Annotated in this window: 21 protein-coding genes, 1 tRNA gene and 1 pseudogene; 12 read left to right on the forward strand and 11 right to left on the reverse strand. The window is 62.0% G+C overall.

What is annotated here, in order from left to right:
• Positions 1 to 4: 4 nt before the first annotated feature.
• From ACYQOP_RS21680 to ACYQOP_RS21690, 3 genes are all read right to left on the reverse strand, one after another.
• Complete coding sequence (locus tag ACYQOP_RS21680) at positions 5 to 2,080, reverse strand: methyl-accepting chemotaxis protein (RefSeq protein ID WP_461224021.1); 2,076 nt, start codon at positions 2,078 to 2,080, stop codon at positions 5 to 7.
• A gap of 283 nt (positions 2,081 to 2,363) precedes the next feature.
• Entirely contained in the window at positions 2,364 to 4,751 is a 2,388-nt protein-coding gene (locus ACYQOP_RS21685; protein ID WP_461224023.1) for a DUF1989 domain-containing protein, read from the reverse strand.
• Between the two features lie 60 nt (positions 4,752 to 4,811).
• A complete protein-coding gene (locus ACYQOP_RS21690; RefSeq protein WP_056426694.1) occupies positions 4,812 to 6,167 on the reverse strand; it encodes an NAD(P)-binding domain-containing protein in 1,356 nt (451 codons plus the stop codon).
• 427 nt (positions 6,168 to 6,594) lie between these two features.
• On the opposite strand from ACYQOP_RS21690, the gene ACYQOP_RS21695 reads away from it, so the two are divergent.
• A complete protein-coding gene (locus ACYQOP_RS21695) occupies positions 6,595 to 7,653 on the forward strand; it encodes a helix-turn-helix transcriptional regulator (RefSeq protein ID WP_461224025.1) in 1,059 nt (352 codons plus the stop codon).
• A 95-nt stretch (positions 7,654 to 7,748) separates the two neighbouring features.
• On the opposite strand, the gene ACYQOP_RS21700 is transcribed toward ACYQOP_RS21695, so the two are convergent.
• Positions 7,749 to 8,882, reverse strand: coding sequence for an aminomethyltransferase family protein (locus ACYQOP_RS21700; RefSeq protein ID WP_461224027.1), 1,134 nt, complete (start codon positions 8,880 to 8,882; stop codon positions 7,749 to 7,751).
• A gap of 200 nt (positions 8,883 to 9,082) precedes the next feature.
• Positions 9,083 to 10,834, reverse strand: a complete 1,752-nt coding sequence (locus tag ACYQOP_RS21705) for an APC family permease (RefSeq protein WP_461224029.1) — start codon at positions 10,832 to 10,834, stop codon at positions 9,083 to 9,085.
• Positions 10,835 to 11,985: 1,151 nt separating this feature from the next.
• On the opposite strand from ACYQOP_RS21705, the gene ACYQOP_RS21710 reads away from it, so the two are divergent.
• The 3 genes from ACYQOP_RS21710 (at position 11,986) to ACYQOP_RS21720 (ending at position 14,694) form a co-directional block, all read left to right on the forward strand.
• Positions 11,986 to 12,555 (forward strand): dimethylamine monooxygenase subunit DmmA family protein, encoded by a 570-nt coding sequence (locus ACYQOP_RS21710; RefSeq protein ID WP_461224031.1) that lies wholly within the window; start codon positions 11,986 to 11,988, stop codon positions 12,553 to 12,555.
• Complete coding sequence (locus tag ACYQOP_RS21715; RefSeq protein ID WP_461224033.1) at positions 12,552 to 13,505, forward strand: PDR/VanB family oxidoreductase; 954 nt, start codon at positions 12,552 to 12,554, stop codon at positions 13,503 to 13,505. Before ACYQOP_RS21710 ends, ACYQOP_RS21715 begins: the two co-directional genes overlap by 4 nt.
• Positions 13,506 to 13,632: 127 nt before the next feature.
• Positions 13,633 to 14,694, forward strand: a complete 1,062-nt coding sequence (locus ACYQOP_RS21720; protein ID WP_461224035.1) for a heme-dependent oxidative N-demethylase family protein — start codon at positions 13,633 to 13,635, stop codon at positions 14,692 to 14,694.
• Between the two features lie 141 nt (positions 14,695 to 14,835).
• Here ACYQOP_RS21720 and ACYQOP_RS21725 read toward each other — a convergent pair.
• The 3 genes and pseudogenes from ACYQOP_RS21725 to ACYQOP_RS21735 all read right to left on the reverse strand — a co-directional run bounded on the left by ACYQOP_RS21725 (position 14,836) and on the right by ACYQOP_RS21735 (position 16,292).
• Positions 14,836 to 14,972: transfer RNA gene (locus tag ACYQOP_RS21725), tRNA-Lys, on the reverse strand.
• 121 nt (positions 14,973 to 15,093) lie between these two features.
• A pseudogene (locus ACYQOP_RS21730) lies at positions 15,094 to 15,351 on the reverse strand (GIY-YIG nuclease family protein); the annotation flags it as partial.
• The gene (locus tag ACYQOP_RS21735) at positions 15,348 to 16,292 is read right to left on the reverse strand and encodes a tyrosine-type recombinase/integrase (RefSeq protein ID WP_461224037.1); all 945 of its coding nucleotides are present in this window, start codon (positions 16,290 to 16,292) and stop codon (positions 15,348 to 15,350) included. The pseudogene ACYQOP_RS21730 and the gene ACYQOP_RS21735, both read right to left, overlap by 4 nt.
• Positions 16,293 to 16,598: 306 nt before the next feature.
• On the opposite strand from ACYQOP_RS21735, the gene ACYQOP_RS21740 reads away from it, so the two are divergent.
• The 8 genes from ACYQOP_RS21740 (at position 16,599) to ACYQOP_RS21775 (ending at position 19,868) form a co-directional block, all read left to right on the forward strand.
• Positions 16,599 to 17,156, forward strand: coding sequence for a hypothetical protein (locus ACYQOP_RS21740; protein WP_461224039.1), 558 nt, complete (start codon positions 16,599 to 16,601; stop codon positions 17,154 to 17,156).
• A gap of 10 nt (positions 17,157 to 17,166) precedes the next feature.
• Positions 17,167 to 17,418: a DNA-binding protein gene (locus ACYQOP_RS21745; RefSeq protein ID WP_461224041.1), complete on the forward strand. Its 252-nt coding sequence runs from the start codon at positions 17,167 to 17,169 to the stop codon at positions 17,416 to 17,418.
• Positions 17,415 to 17,615, forward strand: coding sequence for a hypothetical protein (locus ACYQOP_RS21750; protein WP_461224043.1), 201 nt, complete (start codon positions 17,415 to 17,417; stop codon positions 17,613 to 17,615). Before ACYQOP_RS21745 ends, ACYQOP_RS21750 begins: the two co-directional genes overlap by 4 nt.
• Positions 17,612 to 18,061: a hypothetical protein gene (locus ACYQOP_RS21755; protein WP_461224045.1), complete on the forward strand. Its 450-nt coding sequence runs from the start codon at positions 17,612 to 17,614 to the stop codon at positions 18,059 to 18,061. Before ACYQOP_RS21750 ends, ACYQOP_RS21755 begins: the two co-directional genes overlap by 4 nt.
• Complete coding sequence (locus tag ACYQOP_RS21760; RefSeq protein WP_207412736.1) at positions 18,058 to 18,309, forward strand: DUF6074 family protein; 252 nt, start codon at positions 18,058 to 18,060, stop codon at positions 18,307 to 18,309. Before ACYQOP_RS21755 ends, ACYQOP_RS21760 begins: the two co-directional genes overlap by 4 nt.
• Positions 18,306 to 18,797, forward strand: a complete 492-nt coding sequence (locus ACYQOP_RS21765) for a hypothetical protein (RefSeq protein WP_461224047.1) — start codon at positions 18,306 to 18,308, stop codon at positions 18,795 to 18,797. The genes ACYQOP_RS21760 and ACYQOP_RS21765 overlap by 4 nt, the downstream gene beginning before the upstream one ends.
• Before the next feature lie 171 nt (positions 18,798 to 18,968).
• A complete protein-coding gene (locus tag ACYQOP_RS21770; protein ID WP_461224049.1) occupies positions 18,969 to 19,352 on the forward strand; it encodes a hypothetical protein in 384 nt (127 codons plus the stop codon).
• Between the two features lie 327 nt (positions 19,353 to 19,679).
• Positions 19,680 to 19,868, forward strand: a complete 189-nt coding sequence (locus tag ACYQOP_RS21775; protein WP_461224051.1) for a hypothetical protein — start codon at positions 19,680 to 19,682, stop codon at positions 19,866 to 19,868.
• 144 nt (positions 19,869 to 20,012) lie between these two features.
• On the opposite strand, the gene ACYQOP_RS21780 is transcribed toward ACYQOP_RS21775, so the two are convergent.
• From ACYQOP_RS21780 to ACYQOP_RS21790, 3 genes are read right to left on the reverse strand one after another with little or no spacing between them, the layout of a single operon-like run.
• Positions 20,013 to 21,209, reverse strand: a complete 1,197-nt coding sequence (locus ACYQOP_RS21780; protein ID WP_461224053.1) for a DUF6161 domain-containing protein — start codon at positions 21,207 to 21,209, stop codon at positions 20,013 to 20,015.
• 1 nt (position 21,210) lies between these two features.
• Positions 21,211 to 21,813 carry a hypothetical protein gene (locus tag ACYQOP_RS21785; protein ID WP_461224055.1) on the reverse strand — a complete coding sequence of 201 codons (603 nt, stop codon included), beginning with the start codon at positions 21,811 to 21,813 and terminating at the stop codon, positions 21,211 to 21,213.
• A gap of 23 nt (positions 21,814 to 21,836) precedes the next feature.
• Entirely contained in the window at positions 21,837 to 22,682 is an 846-nt protein-coding gene (locus ACYQOP_RS21790) for a tyrosine-type recombinase/integrase (RefSeq protein WP_461224057.1), read from the reverse strand.
• Positions 22,683 to 22,863: the final 181 nt, after the last annotated feature.

Consider the following 22,863-nt stretch of genomic DNA (forward strand, 5'->3'; position numbering starts at 1 on the left):
GGATTTATGCGGCCCGGACATTGGCCAGGAATTGCCGTACTTCGGAACCGAGATGTTCCGACTGGCGTGACAGTTCCGATGCCGAGATCAGCACCTGATCCGCCGCGGCGCCGGTATGCACGGCGGCATCGGCCACACCCGTAACGTTCGAGGTCACCTCACCGGTGCCGACAGCCGCCAGGGAGACGTTGCGGACGATCTCCTGCGTCGCCGCACCCTGCTGCTCCACGGCCACCGCGATCGTGGTCGCCACCGTGCTGATCTCCTTGATGCGGTTGGTGATGGTGCCGATCGCCGTCACGGCCTGGTCGGTGGAGCCCTGGATCACGGCGATCTGGCCCGCGATGTCCTGGGTGACGCGCGCGGTCTGGTTGGCGAGTTCCTTGACCTCCGAGGCGACCACGGCGAATCCGCGGCCGGCATCGCCGGCGCGTGCCGCCTCGATGGTCGCGTTGAGGGCGAGCAGGTTGGTTTGCGCGGCGATGGCGTTGATCATCGTCACCATGTCGCCGATCTTCGCCACTGCCCCGCTCAGGGCCTCCACGAAACCGAAGGTCTGCAGGGCTTCGTCGACGGCCTCCTGCGCCAATTGGCTCGAACCGCTCACCTGCCGGGCGATCTCCTGAACGGAGCTCCCCAGTTCCTCCACCGCCGTCGCGACGGCGGTCACGTTCGCCGCCGCGTCACGGGCCGCGTTGGCGACCGTGTCGGACTGGCCGGCCGTGCGGGCGGCGGTGTCGGCCATCTCGCGCGCGGTGGCCTGCAATTCTGTGGCGGCCGAGGCGACGAGGCCGACGATGCCGCCCACGGCGTTCTCGAACCCATCGGCCAAGCCCCGCGTGCCGGCCCGACGCTCCTCGTCCGCCATCACCCGGGCCGCTTCCTTCCGGCGCTCCTCCGCCTCCGCGCTCTGCCGCAGGGAATCGCGCAGCCCGACGACGGCCTTGCCCACGAGCCCCACTTCGTCCCGGCGGTCCGCCTGCGGCACGGGCGCATTGTAATCGCCCGCGGCCATGTCGCCGATCGTGGTGCCGAGCGCCCGGATCGGCACGCCGACGAGACGCCGGATGAGGGCGAAGAGAATGGCGGAGCTCGCCAGGACGCACAGGGCCGAGATACCGATGAGGATCCATTGCGCCCTGTCGGCCGCGGCCGTCAGCGTCGCCACGGGAACGGCGGTGACGATCGCCCAGCGATCCTTCGTCGCTCCGGCCTGGATCGGCTCGGCCATGTAGCGCCAGGATCGGGAATCGGGCCCGGTCACGACCTCCTGCACGCGCTCCCCGGTCTCGACCGCCCGTCGCGCCGCCATGGCAGCCGCGGGATCCAGCTTGTCGAGGGATTTGCCGACCACCTTCGCATCCGGATACGCCACCGCTCCGCCCTGAGCGGAGACGAGCGTGACGTAGCCGGTGCCGAAGGGTTGGACTGAAGCCACTGCCGTGCTCATCGCGGTCAGATCGATGTCGATCCCGCCGACGCCGAGGAACTTACCGTCGACTGTGATCGGTGCCCCAAAGGACATGATCATCGTGTCCTTACCCGCCACGGGGTAGTTGTACGGCTCGATGGCGACGGGCCGATTCAGCAATTTGGGCTGCTGATAATAGGCCCCTTCCACGGGGTTCTCGTAGCCTGTCAGCACTTCGCGCACGATGGTGCCGCTGCCACGGTTCCAGTACGGCAGGAAACGCCCGGTGGCGTCGGAGGTGGAACCGCCGGCGAACTCGGTGTCGCGCGCGTCGAGAGCGTTGGCCTCCCACCCGGTCCATGTGGCGAGGATGGCGGGATTCTCTGCCAACAGCCGCTTGAGAGCCGCATCGTAAATTGCGCGATCCTTCACGCCACTGCTTTGCATGGCGCCGGCGACCACAGCGATATTCTTCGCGATCTGGGCGACCTCGTCCAGGCGACCGCGGACGGCGCGCGCCTCGTTCGACAGTGTCTCCCCCTGTAGCGCCTCGGCCTGGGTGGCGAACGAGTCGCCGATCTGTCTGGTCAGAAAGATCGTTCCGACGGTGAAGATCGCTGCCAGCGACACGCTGCCCGCAATCGCGGCTTTGAAGGAAAGAGTGGCCATTGCAGGATCGGTTCCGCCCATAAGATATGCACTGAGGCAATATCCAATTGGTAGGTTAACAAATGATCTATTAGTAGTATGATTTAAATTTCCATTTTCCCAATGCAAGGTTTGTAGTGAGCGGATTAAAGGTTGTCTGAATCCGCGAGGAGGACCGATGGTGGTGTTCGCAAAATTCTTTCGCGTATCCGTAGGGTTTTTAGCTCGTGCGATTGGGTGTTCGTTCATCAGTTGCGGAAGAATGGTTGGTGAAGAAGCCTCGTTGCGGTTTATTGAGAGCTACCTAAGCTGGAATTCCGGCAGTTGCGACGGTCTCCGGCGAGGGCTTTGGGAAGCATAGCTTTCCCAGATCCTCACTTGCCGGCGGTCCCACTCGGACACGAATCTTCTTGGGATCGAAATGGGGAAACGCCACGATGGTCGCGGAAAGCCGCTTCTGATGGCCGTCGAGCTTACCGATCTCCACCGACCGACCGAGGGCTGCCGCCGAGACGTCGAGGCGCGCCAGGGCGATGGTCTTGCCGAGGACCGGTGACTTCGTGGCGCTGGTGACGATCCCAATCTGGGTCCGGCCGTCATAGACGGGATCGCCATGCACGACGGGCTCGTTGCCCGTGACGTCTAGGCCGACCATCCGCTTGTGCGGGTTGTCCCGCCGCCGTTCTACCGCCTCCGATCCGATGTAGTGGTCCGGCTTGTCCTTGGGCACGGTGAAGCCGATTCCCGCCTCGAACGGGTCGGTCTGGTCGCAGAAATCGTATCCGGCGAAGACGAGGCCGGCCTCGATCCGGAGCATGTCGAGGGCGGCGAGCCCCATCGGTGTGAGGCCATGCGGCTCACCGGCCCGCATGATCGCGTCCCAGAGGTCGGTCGCCCGGCTCGGATGGCACCAGACCTCATAGCCGAGTTCGCCGGTATAACCGGTTCGCGACACCAGGACCGGCACGCCGTCGATGCGCCCGACGGTGAAGCGGAACCATTTCAACTCGTCGATCGTGGGTTCCTGGGGTGGGCTGACGACGAGGCTCGACAGAATCGCCCGCGATCTCGGCCCCTGGACGGAGACGTTGTGAAGCTGGTCGGTGGAACTCTTCACCCAGACCTTCAGCTTGTGTTCCTCGGCGAGCTTGCGCAGCCAGATGCCGGAATATTCGTCTCCGCAGATCCAGCGGAAGTTGTTCTGGCCGAGACGGAACAGCGTGCCGTCGTCGATCATACCGCCATGCGGGTTGCACATGGCGGTATAGACGATCTGGTTGACGGCGAGCTTGCGCACGTTGCGCGTCACCGCGAGCTGCATCAGATCCTCGGCATCGGGCCCGATCACCTCGAACTTGCGCAGGACCGAGAGGTCCATGATCGTGGCCCGCTCGCGGCAGGCCCAGTATTCCTCCAGCGGGCCCGCCGCGTTGAAGCAGGTCGGCACCCAGAACCCGCGATAATCTTCCATCTTCCGTGTCAAGGCGGCGGTGCGTGGGTGAAACCCGGATTCGCGGGTGAGGCGCGGTTCGGCATCGGGGGTCATGCGGTGGCTCATACCCTTGGAGAAGGCGCTCTCAGAATCATAGACCCGGACGTGTATGTCGGTGGGGCACCAGCCATTGGCGGGATCGATGTCGTCGGCGCAGGACGAGGTGGCGCAGACGAGGTCGGTCAGCGCCCGCAACAGAACGTAATCGCCCGCGCGTGACCAGGGCTCGTCCATGGTGATCCGATCGTCCGGCCCGGCGACGGTGTTGTAGAAGAAATTGATCGCCGGCCAACCCTTCTTCGGCTGAACCCCATGCGGTCGCAGGACAGCATTGAAGTTGTCGGTGCAGTTCGAATGACCGGGATATCCCATATCCTCATAATACTTGGCCGAGCAGGCGAGCATGAACGTGTCGTGGCGCCCGACCGTATCCTGGACGATCTCGACCAGGGGGACCATGCGCGCGTCGAAATACTTCGACAGCAGGCCGGGTTTCGGCGCTGTCGATCCCATCAGGGTATGCGTGGTGGTGGCGTCGAGGCCGTATTCATCACCCGCTTCGAGGGCCACGGAATCGAAGGCGAGGAAATCCGCGCATTGGCGCCCGTCCACGTCGATGATCTGGATGTACTGACCGGCCTTGACCGTGAAGGCCTCCGCCGTCGCGGCCCTCACGCGCAGGTCGAGAAGGGGCGGAGCGAGGGGCGGCGGCGCCCTCCCCTCGAGGGACGTGGCAGGCTCGATCTCCACCCGCAGATCGGTCGGCGGATCCTGCGCGTCCGGCTCCATCGGGCCGCCGGGGACGATGAGCACGCAGACCGAGGCGGCGGCCGCCGTCACCTCGAAGGCCGAGCCCGGTTGGGACTCGCCGTGAAACAGCGCGTGCGCTTCGAGATCGGACGCTGCGAGGCCATGCCGCGCGAGGGCGGCGCTTTCCGCCTCTCCGCCCATCCCCTCGCCCCGCCGGCGCAAGAGATCCCCCACGTTCGAGGCGACGCGCCCGTCCGCGGCCGCCGCTCCGAACGCATCGGGGCGAGCATAGAGAAAGGCAGGCTGGCACCCTTCCGGATCGACGATGCGCAGACGATCCCCGGCCTCGACCTCGAAGAAGGCTGAGGCTCCACCCCTCGCCGAGAACGAGAGCGTGCGCGGCGACGTTGCCCCCCGCGCGGGCTCGGGCTGCATCCAGATCTGGTTCATTCGACGATCCCTGGTATACTGGCCGCGATGCGGTCGGGCCGACGCGAGAGTGTTACGCGATCATTCCGCGGCTTGGGGCAGGCCCATGAAGGCATCGAGCGAGTCGTCCATTGCCTTCATCCATGTGGTGTGATGGGCCGGTGAGAGCGTGCCGGTGATGGTCGAGCGGTAGGATCTGTCGCGATAGGTGAGGATGCCCTCCATCTTGTGGTGCTCCCATTCCTTGAACAGCTCGGCAACTTTGTCGACGTCGAGGGGAGGATAGTCGGTCGCCGCCAGGAGCTCGCGGACATACTCCGTCTGAAAGTCGATCGCCTCGAACGGGTTGGTGAGCGTGTCCTGATAGGCCAGCCACTTGGTGATGTCGGCGTTCCGCTCTTCCGCGCCCGGCAGGGTGAGCTTGCCCATCATGTAGTCGCGGGCATACCAGGCCTGGGCATCGAACATGTTGAAGGTGTAATACTGATCCTGCATCCCGATATAGATTAGCTTCGGGTTCGACTGCCAGAAGATGCCCTTGTAGATCCCGGCCGGATACAGGCAGTTGTGTGACTTGAGGCGCAGCTCGTCCGGCAGGAACGGATAGGTGTGCTGATAGCCCGTGCACAGGATGATCGCATCCACTTCCTTGGTGCTGCCGTCCTTGAAATGCGCTGTCTTCCCCGAGAGTTTCAGCAGAAGAGGTTTCTCCACAAAGCCTTCGGGCCAATCGAAGCCCATCGGCTTGGTGCGGTAGCTGAAGGTGATCGATTTCGCGCCGTACTTGATGCACTGGGTGCCAATGTCTTCTGCGGAATAGCTCGCGCCGATCATCAGGAGATGCTTGCCGGCGAACTCGTCGGCGACGCGGAAGTCGTGGGCATGCATCACACGGCCTGGGAACTGCTCCAGTCCCTCGAAACTCGGGACGTTGGGCACAGAGAAGTGCCCGTTGGCCACGACCACGTAATCGAACTCTTCGACCTGATGCTCATCAGCGATCAGATCCTTCGCCGTCACGGTGAACCTGCCGGTTTCCTCCGAATAGCTGACCCAGCGGACGGGCGTGCAGAAGCGGATATACTTGCGAACATCGCTGCGCTCGACGCGGCCGGCGATGTAATCGTGCAGCACCGCCCGCGGTGGATAGGACGGAATCGGGCGGCCAAAATGCTCCTCGAAGGAGTAATCCGCGAATTCGAGGCATTCCTTCGGGCCGTTCGACCAGAGGTAGCGATACATGCTGCTGTGGACGGGTTCGCCGTTTCCGTCGAGGCCGGTGCGCCAGGAATAATTCCACTGGCCGCCCCAATCGGATTGCTTCTCGAAACAGACGAGTTCGGGGATCTCCTCGCCTCGGCGACGCGCGGACTCGAAGGCCCGCAACTGAGCCAATCCGCTCGGACCCGCGCCGATGATCGCAACCCGTTTCCGCATGATGAGATCTCCGAGAAACATCGTGTGAGGCGAGACGGCCCCCGATTGAGCCATCCGCTCCGACAGCGAGGATCGCCCCGCGCGTTCATTCTTCTTGGGAAAATTTTATGCCGGGGTGAAATGACGATGCAATAGTGACTGTTGGCACTACTGTGCAGGTCTGCCTCTGCATTGAGAAAACGAAGGGCGTCTGAGTTTGCGAGGATCATGCCAAATGGTCGTTTCGACCAGATAATGTGCCATTACCTTGCATTCGCATTCTCTCTTTGCGACCGTGGACGAAGGACCGGGGGGGGTAAAGAAGGCCTTGGGTGGTGGGGCTGCCGACGATACTGTGCGGGACGCGCACATGGGCGAGGCCGGCCGTCTCGCGACGAGCGCCGTGAGATGCAGTGGATGGCACCGTTTCCAAGATGACCGTTTTAGGATGAGTGACGAACCGATCCGGAACGGTGGCATCGGGTTGACCGACGCCGAATGGTACAGACGGTTCGGCGAGGTCGCGGCTTCGATCGGAACCGAGGGTTTTCACCGGAACTTACTGTCCCTGTTCGCCCTCTCCATCGAGAGCGATTCGGGATGGATCATCCGTTACTCGCGTGTGGCCCCGCCGGACGTGCTCTACACCACCGGGGTTCCAAGCGAGATCGTGGATTTCTACAACAGGAAATGCCTTCGGATCGATCCGTTCTCCCTCTATTGGAAGACGTTCGGCAAGCCGGGCATCCTGACATTGTCGGAGATCGGGCATACCAGCCCAGAATCGATCCTCTATGCGAAGATCTTCCCCCCCGCCGCCAATATTTCCGACGAATTGGGGATGTTCTTCTCGACGGTGGGGCATTGCTGCTTCGGCTTGTTCCTCGAACGCGAGCGGGGGGAGTTCTCGCAGGAGGATGTCCGTCGGGCGGAACTGATCTTTCCGGCCCTAGAGGGATGTCACCGGAGCCATCTCGGCCACCTTTTCAGCAATCTGCGCTATACGAACGGGAAGCAGGCGGAGGGATTGCTCAACCGCCCGACCCTGATCCGAGACCGCCACGACGTGGAGGTGTTTGCTAACGAGACCTGGAAGCAGGCGGTCCTGGCTGATGTCTCCATCGAACCGATGCTGGAGACGCTGGCTCGCGCGGACGCTATCCAGACCGTCCACGCGCGGGATCATGTGATCACGTCGGAGACCTTCGATCGCGACTTCGCCCTGGCGCCCGGCGGCCGGATCTTCATGCTGGGTCCGAAAGTCTCGGCGCAGGACGATCTGGCCAGTTATCAGGCTGCGGCGGACATCCTGACAGCCCTGACACCGCGGGAGCGGGACATCCTGACCCTGATCATGAAAGGCCAAGCCACGGGCAACATCGCGCAGATTCTGAAGATCAGCAAGGGCACGATCAAGAACTGCAAGATCCGAATCTATCGCAAGGTGGATGTCACGTCGGAACGGGATCTCATCAAGAAGTTCAGTCCGTTCTTTCCCTCGGCCTGACACGGGCCGCATAGCTCCGCGGCTTCCCAGTGAGGCCGACCCGCAGGCCGGTCTCACCGGGGCCCGGCGGCATGCCGCCGGCTCACGGTCTGGTATCAGGCGGTCCGTTCGTCGGCCGGATGGGTGCGCAGGCGCATCGGGTCGTAGAACGGCGTCCGCACCACGTTGGCGACCAGCGGGCCGGTCTCGGTTTGGACCTCGACCTCGGTTCCAAGGGCGGAGAGCTCCGGTGGCAGGTGGGCGAGGCCGAGGGACTTCATCAGGTGGCGGCTGTAGGTGGTGCTGTTGACGGTGCCGACCTCGATTCCGTCCTTGAAGATCTTGGCGCCGGGCGTCACCGCCTCATGGTGCAGGATCTCGAGGCCGACCTGGCTGAAACGCTCGGTGCCTCTCCTCGCCAGCAGGGCGGCCTTGCCGCGAAAATCCGGCTTGTCGAGGTCGACGGTCCAGGCCAGGCCCATTTCCCACGGCGTGGTGTCGGGCTTCGGCATGTCGAAGGGAAAGAACAGCAATCCGCCCTCGACGCGGACGATATCGAGGCAGTCCCACGAGGCGGCCACGATGCCGAAGTGCTCGCCGGCCTGCATGATCGCATCCCAGATGGCGACGGCGTCCTTGGCGGCGCAGAACACCTCGTAGCCGCGCTCGGCCGAGTAGCCACCCCGCGCCAGAGACACATCACGGCCGAACAGCGTCGTGCGGACATGCTCGAAATACTTCAGCGTCGCCAGATCGAAGGGCGTGTGCGGCGCGAGGATGTCGAGGGCCAGCGGTCCCTGCAGTGACAGGATGTGGACGTCGTCGTCGCGGGCCGCTTCCACGGCGCGGCCTTCGGTGAATTCGGGAAGAACGTCTTCGAGGCTGCCGCCGCCATGCGAGACGCGGAAGGCCTGCGGCCCGTCGCGGTAGACCAGCACGTCGTCGATCAGGGAGCCGTTCTCGTCGACGATGTTGCTGATGGCCGATCGGCCTGGCGCGATCTTGCCGACGTCGCTGGTGAGCATCGCGTTCAGCATCGCTTCCGCGTCCGGACCGGAAACGTTGACGATGCGAAGGCCGGAGACGTCGAACAGGCCCGCCCGCGAGCGGACGATGGTGGTCTCCTCGTAGCGGTCGGTGCTGTAGGATTGGGGGATGGGCATCCCGTTCCACTCGGCGTCGAGTGTCGAGCCCAGGGCCAGGTGGCGTTCGTTGAGGGCCGACTGGCGGGGAAGGTCTTTGTAGCTCATGGCGGCTGTCCCTTAGAGCGCTCTCCGCCGAAGTGGATGCCGGTTCGGCGAAAAAGAGCGCGGCAAAACAAAGGCCTAGAGGTGTGCCCAGACCCAACGTGGTCGGGCGCAGCTCTAGCGTTCCGTTTTTTGATTGGGCGGGCTCTGTCTCGTCCCGCGCGCGGGCTGCCGGAGCCGACGGTCCCGGCAGCCCGGTTCGATCAGAGCTGGAAGAACCAGTTCGAGAGGAGGAGCACCACGACGCCGGCGGCGAGCGTCAGGTAGGGCAGGATTCCCGCCCGGCGGCGGCTCACCGCACCGTCGGGGCCGACATGCAGGTCCTCGTACATCTCGGCCGGGAACTTGCCGCCGTCCTGGACATAGTGGCGGTAGCAGAAGACCGGGATGATCAGGGCGGCGGTGATCAGGCCGGCCCAGAGGGCGACCGGGTTCCAGACCTTCGCGCCCGCGCCCATGAAGATCACGTTCACGAAGGCGAAGACGCCGCCGAGCACCAGGATGACAGTCGGTGCGCGGTAGGGGCGCGGGATGTGCGCCGAGTCGATCCGGTGGATCCAGGCCGAGTTGAGGTTGAGGAAGTTGAAGATGATGTAGCCGCAATTCGACACGGCCAGGATGAAGAAGAAGCTCGTCGCATCGGCACAGGCGATCGCCAGGATCGCGAGGTTGAAGACGAGATCGGTCCACATCGCCCGCGTCGGCGCGCCGTGCTCGTTCACATGGCTGAGGTAGCGCGGCAGCCAACCGTCGGCCGAGCCCTGGTAGAGGGTGCGCGAGGACCCCGCCATCGCCGTCATGATGCAGAGCACGAGGGCCAGGATCATCAGCATGACGAGGAAGTTCTCGACGATGGGACCGCCGCCGACCATGTGCGCGAGTGCTGCCGCCACACCCGACCCGTCCACGATGGAGGCCTCCAGCATCCCCTCGACGCCGAGCATGCTTTGGAAGGTGAAGGGCACGAGGGTGAACAGCAGGAGGCAGAGCAGGCCCGAATAGAAGATCGCCTTGAACGTATCCTTGGCGGGATCACGGAACTCGCTGGTGTAGCAGATCGCCGTCTCGAACCCGTAGGTCGACCAGGCCGCGATGAACATGCTGCCGAGGACCAGCGTCCAGCCCGTGATGTTCCAGGCACCCGGCGCGGGAGCGGCCGGTGCGGCGAGGGGGACGAGCGGAGAGAAGTTCTCCCAGTTCACGCCGTGGATCAGCAGCGGGACCACGCCGACGATGAACATCGGGATGATGACGAGGAGGCCGATATACTTCTGGACGTTCGCCGTTCCAAGGATACCGCGGTGCTGCACGGCGAAGACCGCGAGCATGAGGGCGGCGCCGATGAAGAAGGCCAGGTTGAGGGAGAGCGAGACCGGGCCGAGGGTGGTGGTGAACAGGGTCCAGTTGCGGATGCCGGGCGCCACGGCCGCGATGGCCGCCGTCACCTTGTCGGCATCGGCCATCTGCAGGGCGGCACCGTTGGTGGCGAGCCATTGCACCACGGCCGGCGACGTGGCCGTCGGCTGCGGCGCCACCGCGTTGATGATGTAGGAGGCCGCGATGGAACAGCCCAGCGACAGGACCGGCGACCAGGCGAACCAGTTGCACCAGACCGAGAGGGGCGCCACCAGCTTGGTGTAGCGGACCCAGGCCGCGGCCCCGTAGACCGACGCGCCCCCCGACTTGTTCGGGAACAGGCCGGCGATCTCCGCATAGGTGAAGGACTGGATGAAGCCCATGATCATGGAGAGCGTCCAGATCAGGAAGGCCAGCTTGCCCGTATTGCCGGCAATGCCGCCCACCGAGAACAGGACGAGGGCGGGAACGCCGCTCGCGACCCAGAACGCGCCCGTCCAGTTGATGCTGCGATGGAGTTTGCCGTCTCCGGCGGCTTCGATGGCGGGGGAAGTGTAGCCCGCCAGAGGCTTTGCCGCGGATGTCAGTCCGGTGCTCATGGTTGAATGCTCCATTTGTCTTGGCGAGGGATCAGTTCGGATCGAGACGCGCCCTCCGCGAGACTGCGATCCCCGGGCCGTTCGTTTCGATGAGGTTTGGGAAGAACCGAGGAGCACCCGGAGCCTCGTCTTTTCCATGAGGCACGCTCCCGTGCGCACTCGCCACGCCAGTGAGAAGCGCTGAGAGACATGTCTTCGAGATATCTTATCGTTTGATCAGAAAAAACCAGATTGCTCACCACCGGCTATGATGGTGGGAAGAATGCCTTTAGTGGTTTGTTGTTCGCTATTTATTTAGGTTGGCGGGGTTGTCGATAGACTTGCTTTGGACATGTCACCTTCGAAATGGCGCGAAGGCCAAAGTTTTGGGTGAAATGCCGGTATCGTCGCTACCCTGATGTTTGGTGGCTGCTACAAAGGTCCTGTCGGCACACGGGATGAAGGTCTGTTTGGTGTTGTCCGGCTGATGGATGTCAGCCGGACGGTCGGGTCGTGCCGGGCAGGAGTGGCCGGCAAATCACGTGAGCGAGACCGTCGACGATCGCCTGGGTTCTCTACGGGAACAATCATTTCTCCTCGGGCTAAGGGCTGTCAAGCGCTATTGCAGGTCACTGCCGAGTAAGGACAGAAATTGAACTGAAATGCACCGCAATTGGCCGTTTTTATCCACTCATGCTCAGTATATAAGCAATCTGCTCAGACAGAATCATTCGCTGCCGATGATCGCAAGGCGCTGACATCCTTCGTGGCCCGCACACTGTGTTGCCCTGAGGGGATCGATCGCCGAGGATGCCCGAATCAACCGTGGATTCATGGGCTTTGGCTCTGCTGGGCACTTTCAATTTATCAGGATCGCCCCTGCTTTTTCGAGAATTTGACGAAGGCAGTCGATGAAACGATCGTCCGGCACTTGCCTGATCGACATCGGGCCAACGTGCCGGCGAAATCGGCGGTTGACATTTTTATTCTCTTGGCGAAAGTTAAATTCTCTTAGAGAACGGTTGTTGCCCTATGGTTGGGTCACGGAGAGTCATACTCCTTGGATCAAATCCTGCTCCGAGGGTTCGCATGGTCCGTGCCGACCGCTGCGACCGTGAATGGGAATGATGAGCCGGGCGATTGCCATATCGTCCGTTGTCGAGATGAGGCCGATGTCAGATCAGTTCATCAAGAGCCGGCCGGTCTATCAGTCGCTGGCGGTGGATTCCTCCGGATTACGACACCTGCTGGTTTCAGACTATCCGACCTTCAGCTTCGCGGCATCGCCCGGACAGGAAGCGGAGATCTGGTTCGTCGCGGCCCCTGACCAGGAGGGTCGTACGAGACCGCCCGAGGCCGGTGGTGGGCGATGCTTTCGTTCGCCACGGCACCTCATCGATCGCCTCGACCATCGTCTCGCGCGGGAGCGCATGGGGCTGCGGCTCTATGCAAGCGGGACCGAGGATTTCCTTTGGGACGTCTTCAACACGGCGCAACGCGCCGGAATGAACAAGCAGGAGATCTTCCAGTGTCATTCCGGCACCAAGGCGCGTCGCGTCGCCTGCGTCCATTGCCGGACCTTCAACCACGCAGTGACGACCACCATCGTCCGATGCGAGGGCTGCGGCGCGAACCTTTTCGTCCGGGATCATTTCTCCCGGCGCCTCTCGGCTTTTATGGGGGTCAAGGTCGATGCCGAAGTCGCCGGCGACGTTCCTCCCGCAGAGCAGGCCTATTCATGATCGTCGAAGGCAAGCTGTCGGCGCGCGTCGCCGAGATCGAACTCCTGAACCCGACCCTCAAGCGCTTCCGCTTCGTTCCGGAAGGTGGCGGAACATTCCCCACCTCACCGCCAGGGGCGCATGTGCTCGTCACCCTGCGGGATACGGACCGTGTCTGGCAGAACGCCTATTCGCTGGTGACCCCGCCCGATCAGCGTGATCACTATGCGATCATCGTCCGCCGTGTTGCGGAATCGCGCGGCGGCTCGCATTTCCTGCATGACATGCTCAAGGCTGGTGATGCCGTGGAACTCGGCGTACCTGCGAGCCTGTTCCCCATCGCGTCCCGGGCCCGAAAGCATATCCTGATCTCCGGCGGCATCGGTGTGACGCCGTTCCTGTCCTACTTGCCGGTTCTCGCGCTTCGTGGCGCCAATTATGAACTGCATCAATTCTGCGCCGGCGACGAGGTCGAGACCTTTCGGGACCTGCTCGGAACCGATGCGGCGGGCGTTCACGTCCATGGCGTTGCCCGGGGTGCGCGGCCGGATCTCGCCGCCCTTCTCGCCGACCAGCCTCTGGGCACGCATGTCTATACCTGCGGGCCGGAGGGCCTGATGGATGCGGTCGAGGAGACTGCGCGCGGCCTCGGATGGACGCCGCATGCGATCCATCGCGAGAGTTTCGGCGGGGCCAAGGGCGGCGAGCCGTTCGTCGTCACCCTGGCGCGGTCCGGCCGGTCGATCGAGGTCGGGGCGTCGCAGACTCTTCTCGAGGCGCTGGAGGGGTATGGCATCGAGGCCCCCTGCCTCTGCAGGGGGGGCGCCTGCGGCGTCTGCCTCCTCCCAGTGGTGGAGGGCCTCCCCGACCATCGCGATCACGTCCTGTCCGATGCCGAGAAGTCGGAGGGACGCCTTATCGCGACCTGCGTCTCCCGGGCCAGATCCGAGACCCTCGTGCTCGATTTCTAAGATTAGTCGACGACGAGGAGAACCGATCGTCGTCTGTTGATGCGACCGCGCGGCGGCGGGCGTCCGCCTAACGCGCTGAGACCGGCCATCGATCGGGATCAGTGCCGCTTAGTAAAAGGTGGCTGAAATGGGTATTCACTTCAAGACGTACGAGACGTTCCGGGACGACTTCTCCTATCGGAACAGCGACGCTGCGGTCCTGCGCTTTCCGTTTCCGTTCGGCGAAGACATATACAGGTACTCGGTCAATATCGAGCCTCATGTGAAAGCAGGCCCGTCGCCGGCCTTCGAACACGCGTTCGATGTGGACGAACATTACGTCGCGGAATGCAGGGAGCGCGCGATCGTCCTCGATCACGATCCGAAACGGTGTCAGGTGCTGCCGCACATGATACCCGCGCAATGGGACACGCTCGAACTCCTGATGGAGAGCCTGTCCACGGATTACCCCGAGCATTTCAGTCTGACGCGGGACGGGACCGCGTGGCATTGGATCAACCGTCCCCTGAACCTCGACCAACGCTTCGTCTTCGGCGACGCGTCCACGCTGCCCTGCGAGCCGTTCGAATACATCACTCGTCAGGCGCAAGGCGATTTCACCCTTCAGGATCAGCGGGACAATAATCTCTACGTCGATGGCGGTATGGTCACGACGCAGGCGGATTGGTCGCTGGAATTCGATATCGGGATGAGCTTTCACGAATGGCACGGGCCGGTACCGCTGGCACATGAGATCGGCGTATTCGACCGGGCGCTGCAATATCTCCTGCGTCTGCAATACGGGCATCCCGTCCGCCGGTTGAACTGGACGATGACGATCAACCCCCGTCTCGATACCTCGCCCGAGAATTATCCCGACTGGGGCCCCGACCGCACCACCCTCACGGCGGAGAACATCGCGGGCAAGCTTCACCTGCGCGTCGAGTTACAGACCCTGTTCCGCCTGCCCCGCTCCAACGCGATCCTGTTCGGAATCCGCTGCTACCTGATCAGCCTGCAGGATATCGAGCGGGTGAAAAAGTGGCACAAGCGCCTCCATCGCGTACTGGCGACGCTCCCGCCCGAACTCGTGGAGTACAAGGGCCTGACCCGCTTCTACGACCTGCTGGTGTCCCGTCTGGCCGCTATGGACGACGGCACACCCCTGTCCCTCGGCATCCAGCCCGACCAGACCCAGTTGCCGGCCTGAGCTGCCTGTAAGATTTTGAGGCGGTGGTGTAGAGGCGGGCCGCCCGAACTATCGAGGGTCGGAGGCCTTGGAAATGGCAGCTGCAGACTTGCTGATGATGCCGCAAAGTTCGGCAATCGCTGGTTTAATCAATAAAGTAAGTGGTGAGCGCGCTGGGACTCGAACCCAGGACCTACAGATTAAAAGTCTAAACGTTTTTCAGTTATGACAGTCACTTACGAGGATGTGTTGCGCTTCGTGTTGCAGTTCCAGTTTTTGTCCACTCCGGTCCAACTCTCTGCAAAGAAATGCAGTGCGCTCCGCCTGGGACAGTAGCGGGGCGTTCGGTGCCTTGGTGAGGCGCACGCCGTCGCGGACGTGGATCGTGCAGTCGAGGCGCGTCACCGCCTGCTCTACCGCCTGCACGGCCTCTGCTGGCGTGACGCGAAACCACTCTCCGTTCAGCCGACGAGCCGCTAAGATCATGTGGGTTTCGCGCTCGACTCGCTGGGCAAGCCTCCGACTGGCAAATCGGAAGGTGTGTACGGCGTCGGCGGAGAACGGCGTTGCCGTAGAGATCTGACCCAGCCGGTGTGCCACGTCGTTCGCGAGACCGACCTTGACTAGCTTGAGCGGCCGCCCGGTGATCCCGCGCAAGCGGACGATGTAGACGTTCACGAGGCGTCACCGATCAAGCCGCGCTCCACGCCCGCCAATAAGGCCGCCTCGTCGTCACGAGCCTCGAAGAGATAGCCGTACTGGTCGAATGTCTGCGCGATGGAGGCATGACCCATAAGGGTCTGGATCCGCTTCGGAGATAGCCCCTGCCCTATCCAGAGCGCGGCCGCGGCGTGCCGCAAGGCATGCAGAGAAAACTTCGCCCCCAGCTTCCCATCCTTGCCCGCCACGGTGATGCCTGCCGCCTCCTGAAGCGGCCAGAAGCATCGATGCAGGATGTTGGCGTGCCCTTGTACCGTACCGGTGATCGTCGGGAACACGAGCCCGAGCGGGCCGTTCGGGCAGGCGAGCTTCCACGCCTTCAGCGTCGTCAGCAGGGTGGGCGGAAGCGGGATGTCCCTAGTGCCAGCCTTGGACTTCGGTAACCCAAAGGCGTTGAACCGATCCACGCGCCGCCTGACGTGCAGCACGCCCTTGCGCATGTCCACGTCCTCCCACAGCAGGCCCCGTAGCTCGGATCCCCGTAGACCCGTGAAGATGGCCGTGAGAATCAGCGGGCGCCACTGATCCGGCGTCGCGTTGATGATCGCCTTCAGCTCTTCGCGCGTCGGCATATCGGGCCGGACGTCCTCGCGGGAAGAACGCCGTATCGGCTTCGCGCTGCGCACGTTGTTCGCCGTCACCAAGCCGCGCCGCTGCGCCTCTGTGACGATGGACGACAGGCTAACCATTACGCGAGAGACCAGCACACGCGAACGGCCAGCGGTCAGCAGATTGTCAGCGAATTCGTTGATGAGCGGCACCGTCAGGCGCGAGAGCTTCACCGCCCCGATCAGCGGGCCGATGTGGTGCGTCAGGTGCCCGCGATATTGAAGTACCGTTGTCCGCTCCAGCTTATCCCGCTCGCATCGCCGCAGCCATAGCTCTGCCGCCTCGGCCACCGTGGGGGATAGGCTGTCCGGCGTGTGGACACCCTGTGCTACCTGGGTCCGCGCCTGGACGAGGAAACCGTCAGCTTCTTTCCGGGTAGGGAACTGCCGGAAGCGCCGCTTCCCTCCCCCGTCGACATAGCCCGCCAGCCAAACCGTCTTCCCGCTTGGTAGCGTCCGTTTTCGTATCGTAGCCATTCCAACCCTTTCCACGAAAAGGGTGCCCAATTCATGCTTGGTGCACCCTTGTGATATAACGTCAGATGAGGCTTGACGCGTCAAGCATCTGAAGCTACTTCATATGAGTGGAACGAGTTCATGGCGCTCTTGAGCGGATTGGTCCGGATCGTCGCAACGATCGAAGGTTTGGAAGAAGTATCCGTTGGCATTTTCGCGCGACATGCGCGTGAAGCTGGGTACATCTCACAAGGCGGGCGAGGTAGATCTGCCGCAAAGATGTCTTTCAGAGACGCTGCGAATTTGCTTATCGCAGTCAATGGATGTGGTCTTGCTAAGGAGGTTTCTGAAAAGCTTCCTCTGTACAGGAAGCTCCCCGCAAAAAGCGCGGGAGAACACAACGTAACTGGTTTGGGGCTTCAGGGATCTACCTTTGGGGGCGATCTTGAAATCATGCTCGCTCTCTTTTCGAAAAACAGTCGATTTGAGGTGCCGGGTGCTACATTCATTAGGTTTTATAAGCCGAACCCAAAGGTCGAGGTAAGGTGTCATCCTCTTGTTAGTCAAATAGAACATGAAGAATTATACGCATACAAAAATACAGATCTAGGGGCTTATTCGGCGGTGCCTGATAGGTCGGATGAAACGGTCGTCTCGCACGTCACAATGCAAGCTGTGGCAACAGCACTTCTAGAATAGGATTACATAGATGAAACAGGATACAGCGCGCCCCACGGGCGCGAACGCTACCGGCTTGTCTGACGACCCGGTGATTGTCGGCGCCGAGAACATCGCCATCGTGATCTATGGCGAAAACGAAGGGCAGCGTGAAGGCAACATCCGGCGGATCTATCACGCCATCTCGAAGAAGGAGCTTCCGACATTTAAGCTCGGCGGACGGGTGCACGCCCGCCGTTCCACGATCTTGGCATGGATCGAGAGCCAGGAGCGGGCGGCATGAGCGCCCTTCGTCCAGGCACCGCCCGCGGCGATATCGCTGTCTATGACGGCCGTACACCGATCGGCTTCATCCGTGGCTCCACAGCGGGCGTCTACGCATACGACAGCGAAGGCCGCCCGGTTGGCACTTTCGCCGATCGCAAGGCTGCACAGAGCGCCCTAAGCGCCCGCGCGGCCGGGAAGGCGGTCTCGCCATGACCGCCGACATCCGCGAAGCCTTTCACATTGCAGCCGTCCGGCTTTTGGGCTGGCGGCTAGACAACGAGCGCCAAGAACAATGGGGCGTGATGCACCTGGAGACGGGCCGGCGTGAGTACGACCCCGAGCCGGCTGTTAGTTTCTTCGGGCGTGATTACACCCTCACCGAGATCTGCGACTTGGCCGGCGTGCTGGAAGGCCCCTTGCCTCCGCACATGCACGCTCTGTTTCTGGTCCTCGATGACCATATCGGCGAGCAGATACCGGCAACCTATGCTGAGGCGGTGGAGGCGTTGCGTGACTTCATCGCCTTTGAACAGGACAGAAAGCATTTCTCGCCGCTGACAGAGCCGCCAACAGTGGAAAAGATCCGCGCCGACTCGTACCGCGCGGGCGCGGCCGCAGTGCTCGACCTCGCCACAATGATGGAGGCCGGCGCATCATGAGCGCGATCGTCGTCCCATTCCGTTTCGCACGGCGCTTACCGCAGATCCGCAAAACCGCCGGCTATATGTTGACGGTCCCGCACAACCACGCAGAGGGGCACCTTCGTGAACAGCTTCGGCGGCTCGAGGATGGCCTTCGGAAGAAGGGCGTAGCCGAAGAACTGATCCGGCCTGAGGTGGCATCCTACGAAGGCGCCATCCGTGCACATCTCTGGCGGCTCCTGCTCAGTCATGGAGGCGCCGCATGAAGAGGGATCAGAAAGGCAATTCGGGCAAGGTCGGTCGGCACACCCGGATCTTCCACTACATGGCCGATACCATTGCTTGGAAGTCGCTGTCTGCAGGTGCGCGCGCTACCTATCTCATGCTTGGGAAGCGGTATGCTGGACCAGGATCCAACAATGGAGCGATCCCCCTCTCAATACGTGAGGTGAGCGACGAGCTGCGTGTCGGAAAGAGCACGGCCGCTGAGTACCTTCGTGAGCTCCAAGAGAAAGGTTTTGCTGTCGTCACTGTCCGCGGGGCCTTCAGTTATAAAAACAAGCGCGCGACCGAGTGGCGTTTGACCGAGTACCCGTCCGACACGGACGGTGAATTGCCGACCAAGGAATTCACCAAATGGCGCCCTGAAAGCAATTTCACGGTCCGCCCTGAGGTACCTAAGGTACCTGTAGCCGGACCGTACGGTACCTGTGGCCGGACAGTGATCGCTCAGAATGCCCGAAACGGTACCTGAGGCCGGACCGTGAACCCCCATTTCACTGTTTCACGGTACCTGACACCGGACACTGTGTAGTTAACCAGTCCCCGTTCCGGAAAGAGCTACCGAGGGGAAGCGCTACGCCTTCCTGTCTTGGCTCTCTCAGATCCTGAAATCGATTGCCCAATCAATTAGGAGGGACGTGTCGTGATCCGTGAGGCATGCGGCTTCAAGGTCCGTGTAGGCGGCAAGGGAAACCGCCAAGTGGCCGTCTCTGCAGTGAAGGCGGACAGCCGGCCCTTGGTGCACCTTAAGATGCGCGATGGCATTGGGGACGGCTCAAGAGCGGCTGACACCATCGATTTGGATTTGAGCCAAGCCAATGCGCTGGCGAATGCGCTGATTGCTGCGATCAAGGCTGCAGGAAAGGATCCGGTCGTTGAGGAGCATCTGGCCGAGCAGTTTAAGCGGGAGACTGCTAGGCGGGCTGAAGATGAGGCTTGGGAAGCTGCCGCCCCCCGATTATCGAAGCGGAGCCGTTCCAACAGCAGGTCTCGCCTTCCAGATGCAAATCGTAGAAAGCCCGATTGATCGCGCGGCCGTTTTGGAAAACGGCAAAGCGTGACATCGCAGCCGTTCCAATTCGATCAGGATCGGTTCGAGAAATGCCGGGCCCTTGCGGACCGTGGTGCTACTACTGGCGAGCGTGCGGCTGGACGGGCCGCTGCGGCACGTGTGGCGGCTTCGGCCGGCATGACGCTGGAAGAGGCTGTGCAGCTTGTGGATGCCGCTCCACGGCCCTCCACAGGGCCAGCACCTTCCCAGGCTCCCCCCTCGGCTTCTCGCACGCCCTATGAGTCCTATGCCTATGCTTGGAGGAAGCCCAAGGCGAAGCCCGAGCCGATCACAGTTGCGGAGATGATCGCGCAGAAGGCTGCGGAGCTGGAGCGGCGCAAGAAGGCTGCCGCTCGTCAGCGGAGAGAAGACCTCAAGATGTATGCCGAACAGGCCAAGGCGGACGCTGTCATTCGAGAGCAGCAGGCCGTAAGAGACCGGGAATGGGCGCAGGCTCGCGCTCAGCACCAAAGGGCTGAAACTGCGGAGTAAGCGGATGACGATGCTTCGCCAGAGCAGGGTTTTGGTGAAGAGCGAGCTCTGACCGTGCTGTTCCTCGCCGCAGTGGTGCCACGGCGAGGTTCTATGGTCTATCGGAACGGTCCCGCGTTGTCGGTGTGATGGAGGATCGTCTCGCTACTTGTTGAGCATTTTCGAAAGCAGCGCGGCCGGTGATAGGTCGGGAGCTGCATCGTCCTTCACAATGCCATCCGACGAAGGGCGAAAGAGTGGCGCGAGGATCAAAGCTCGCTCCTTCTCATCAGCAGCTCCCCTCTCAATAAGCGCCAAGTACGTCATTGCCATTGTCGCTCGTTCATCTGCGTCAATCGCGAGGTGATGTTCGCTCATGTAGAGGCGAACCATTATTCGAGCTGCCCAGAAAGCCATCGTCGTTATGACGACGCCGATCGTTACGAGGATAAGGTAGGCAGAGAATGGCTTGTCTGCCTGCGCAAATAGAAAGCTCAGTCCAGCCACCAACAAAAGGCTCGCAAGAACAGATGGCGCCACCCATCGCGCGTGCCACAACAATGATGATCTGTAATTTACGGCCTCTTTACGATGCTCCTTAGCCTTATCGCGCCAATAGTCTACGGGCGCTTTGAGTTTCATCATTTCTTCGTAAGTTTTTTGGACGCTAGCCAAATCCGCGATTGCTATTTGGCTTTCAAGTCTGCTTCGCTCTACGGATCTCTGAGCTACCCGCCATTGCCATCTCCGTAGAATGTCAGCTCGCTTTTTAAGACGCTCACATAGTTCGTTGTAGTCCTGAATGCGTGAGGCTTCCTCGTTCTTCGATAGCGAGATGTGATTTGTAAGTCTGACGCTCAAGCCGTCATAGTTCTTTTTTGAGCTTTTTGCGGACGTCGCACCTATGCCCTCATCTCGCATTATGGCAAGTGTTAAACCTATCCATGTTGTCCTATGGTTGAGGTTCAACTGATCTAGGCGATTGAGTATGTATGCGAGAGATATAATCGCGGAGTGATCCGAGTGCTGAGTTCTTACTTCATCCACAAACAGGAAGTCGGCGGTGCCAACAGTGGGGAGGCCAACATTCGAAAAGGCAGCGGTAAGATAGTTGTTAATCATCGGAGCTGCCTGAGGATCCGTTTCGAGACTGCCTAGCGCATTGTTGGCCTGATATAACGCTTGAAAAACATTCTGCCTTAATTCATTGACCATGTGAGTGTTATTTAGCTTTCCTACCCATTCATAGCCATCAAGCTGAGTTTTGATGAAATCCTTTATTTGTTCGACCGAGTATAGATTGACTGATTTATCTGTGGATTTATTGTGAAAAGACACAAGTGGAGTCGCGTTTTCTGCCATATCACTCCCAAGCCTTCGGCAATTCCCATTCGCGCGGGGCACCATAGCCCGGCCCGTCATAGCTTCGCGTGGTGGTAATCTCTGTCCGGCTGAATCGCCGACAGCTGCGCTCGTACTCTGGCGACTTCATTGAGACGACGCCACACGCTGCGAGAGCCCTCCACCGCGGAGAAGCCTCGCGAGCCTCGGAAGTACCTGGAGCGACCATAACGCCACCCACGGCCACCACAGCGCACCACAGCGCCATTCCGAACCAAGCGAACCAGAGCCGATTGTACCAAGCGAGCGGCTTGCCGGTGACGCGCTCCCATTCCTGGGCCCGGTCTCGCTTCTCACGATCGCACAGGACGGCGGATTCGCGCTGCGTCAGGTACTCGTTAGCCTGGAGGAAGTGCAGCCCCCTCACGGCAGCGTCAGCGGTCTCCTTGCCGGCCTGCTTCACCCATTCGCCGGATACCTCGCGCAGCACCTGGTCCCGCGCCTCGTAATGGCCGACGCCGTACCGGATCCGCAGCTGCGCCACGTCTTCCATTGCCGACGCCATGAGAGCCGATGCAATCCGATTGGAGCGCGGATCGACGTCCATCCGATATCGCTTTGCCATGGCTGCTTTCCTGTTCGGATGCTTCAGACGCCGAGATATCGTGCGGAACTGTCGGTTGGACGGGCGTGCAAATACCGGCCGGTGGTCGCCACGCTGGCATGCCCAAGGGTCGCCTGCACTAGGTGGATCGGGGCGCCGCGATCGAGGCTATGCGAGGCGTGGGCGTGACGGAGCCAATGCGCACAGACCTCCGAGCTCAATCCGGCGCGCTCGGCCGCTGCTTTCACCACACGATGGACCGCGCTCGGATCGAGGGCCCCGCCGTTTCGAGATAAGAACACGGGCGCATCCGCATCGGCCTCGCCGCGCAGGGCGGCCAGCACCTGCCACGTGGAGGCGGATAGGAGTACCACCCGCGTCTTGCCGCCTTTGCCGAAGATTGTGGCCTGTCCGGCATCGTCTCGGGCCGCCAGGTCGCGCCACCGCAGGCCGCACACCTTGGAGATCCGCAGGCCGCCGCTGTACAGGACCGTGAGCAGCACGCGATTCCGCAGGGCCGGCTCCTGTCGGATCATCAGCAAGGCATCGCTCTCGCTCATGATGCGCTCGGCCAGGGTGTTCTTGACCGGCGGCACCTTCACGGCCGCACCGATATTGAAGCGCAGGTAGCCGACCTCCTGGGCGAACCCGAGCAAGCTCTTGAGGGCTGAGGCCGCAAGCGCCACCGTGGCCGAGGAACCAGTCAGACCAACGATGTAGTTCTGCAGGTCGCCCATCCGCACCGCCGCCAGGGGCTTGCCGACATGGGGGAGGAAGCGCGTGGCCTGGCGCTCATAGATGCGGTGCGTGTTCACGCTCGGCGAACGGGCCAGCCACAGGCGCACCATGTGCTCGTCGCTATCGGCCTGCGTCGGGTGCTCCAACGGCATGGCAGGGACCGGTACTGAGGCGGGAAGGATGGTCGCCGCCCCAACGCAAGATAATGGCTCTTGTCGTGCGCTCGAATGGGCCTCGGCTATGCACCATAGGCCGGGGTCGGTGACAGCCTCAGCGGTCACATCGAGCATGTACATCGGGCAAGATCTCCCGCTCGCACGACTGGCGAACGCA

This window comes from Methylobacterium sp. CM6247, from assembly GCF_054817925.1.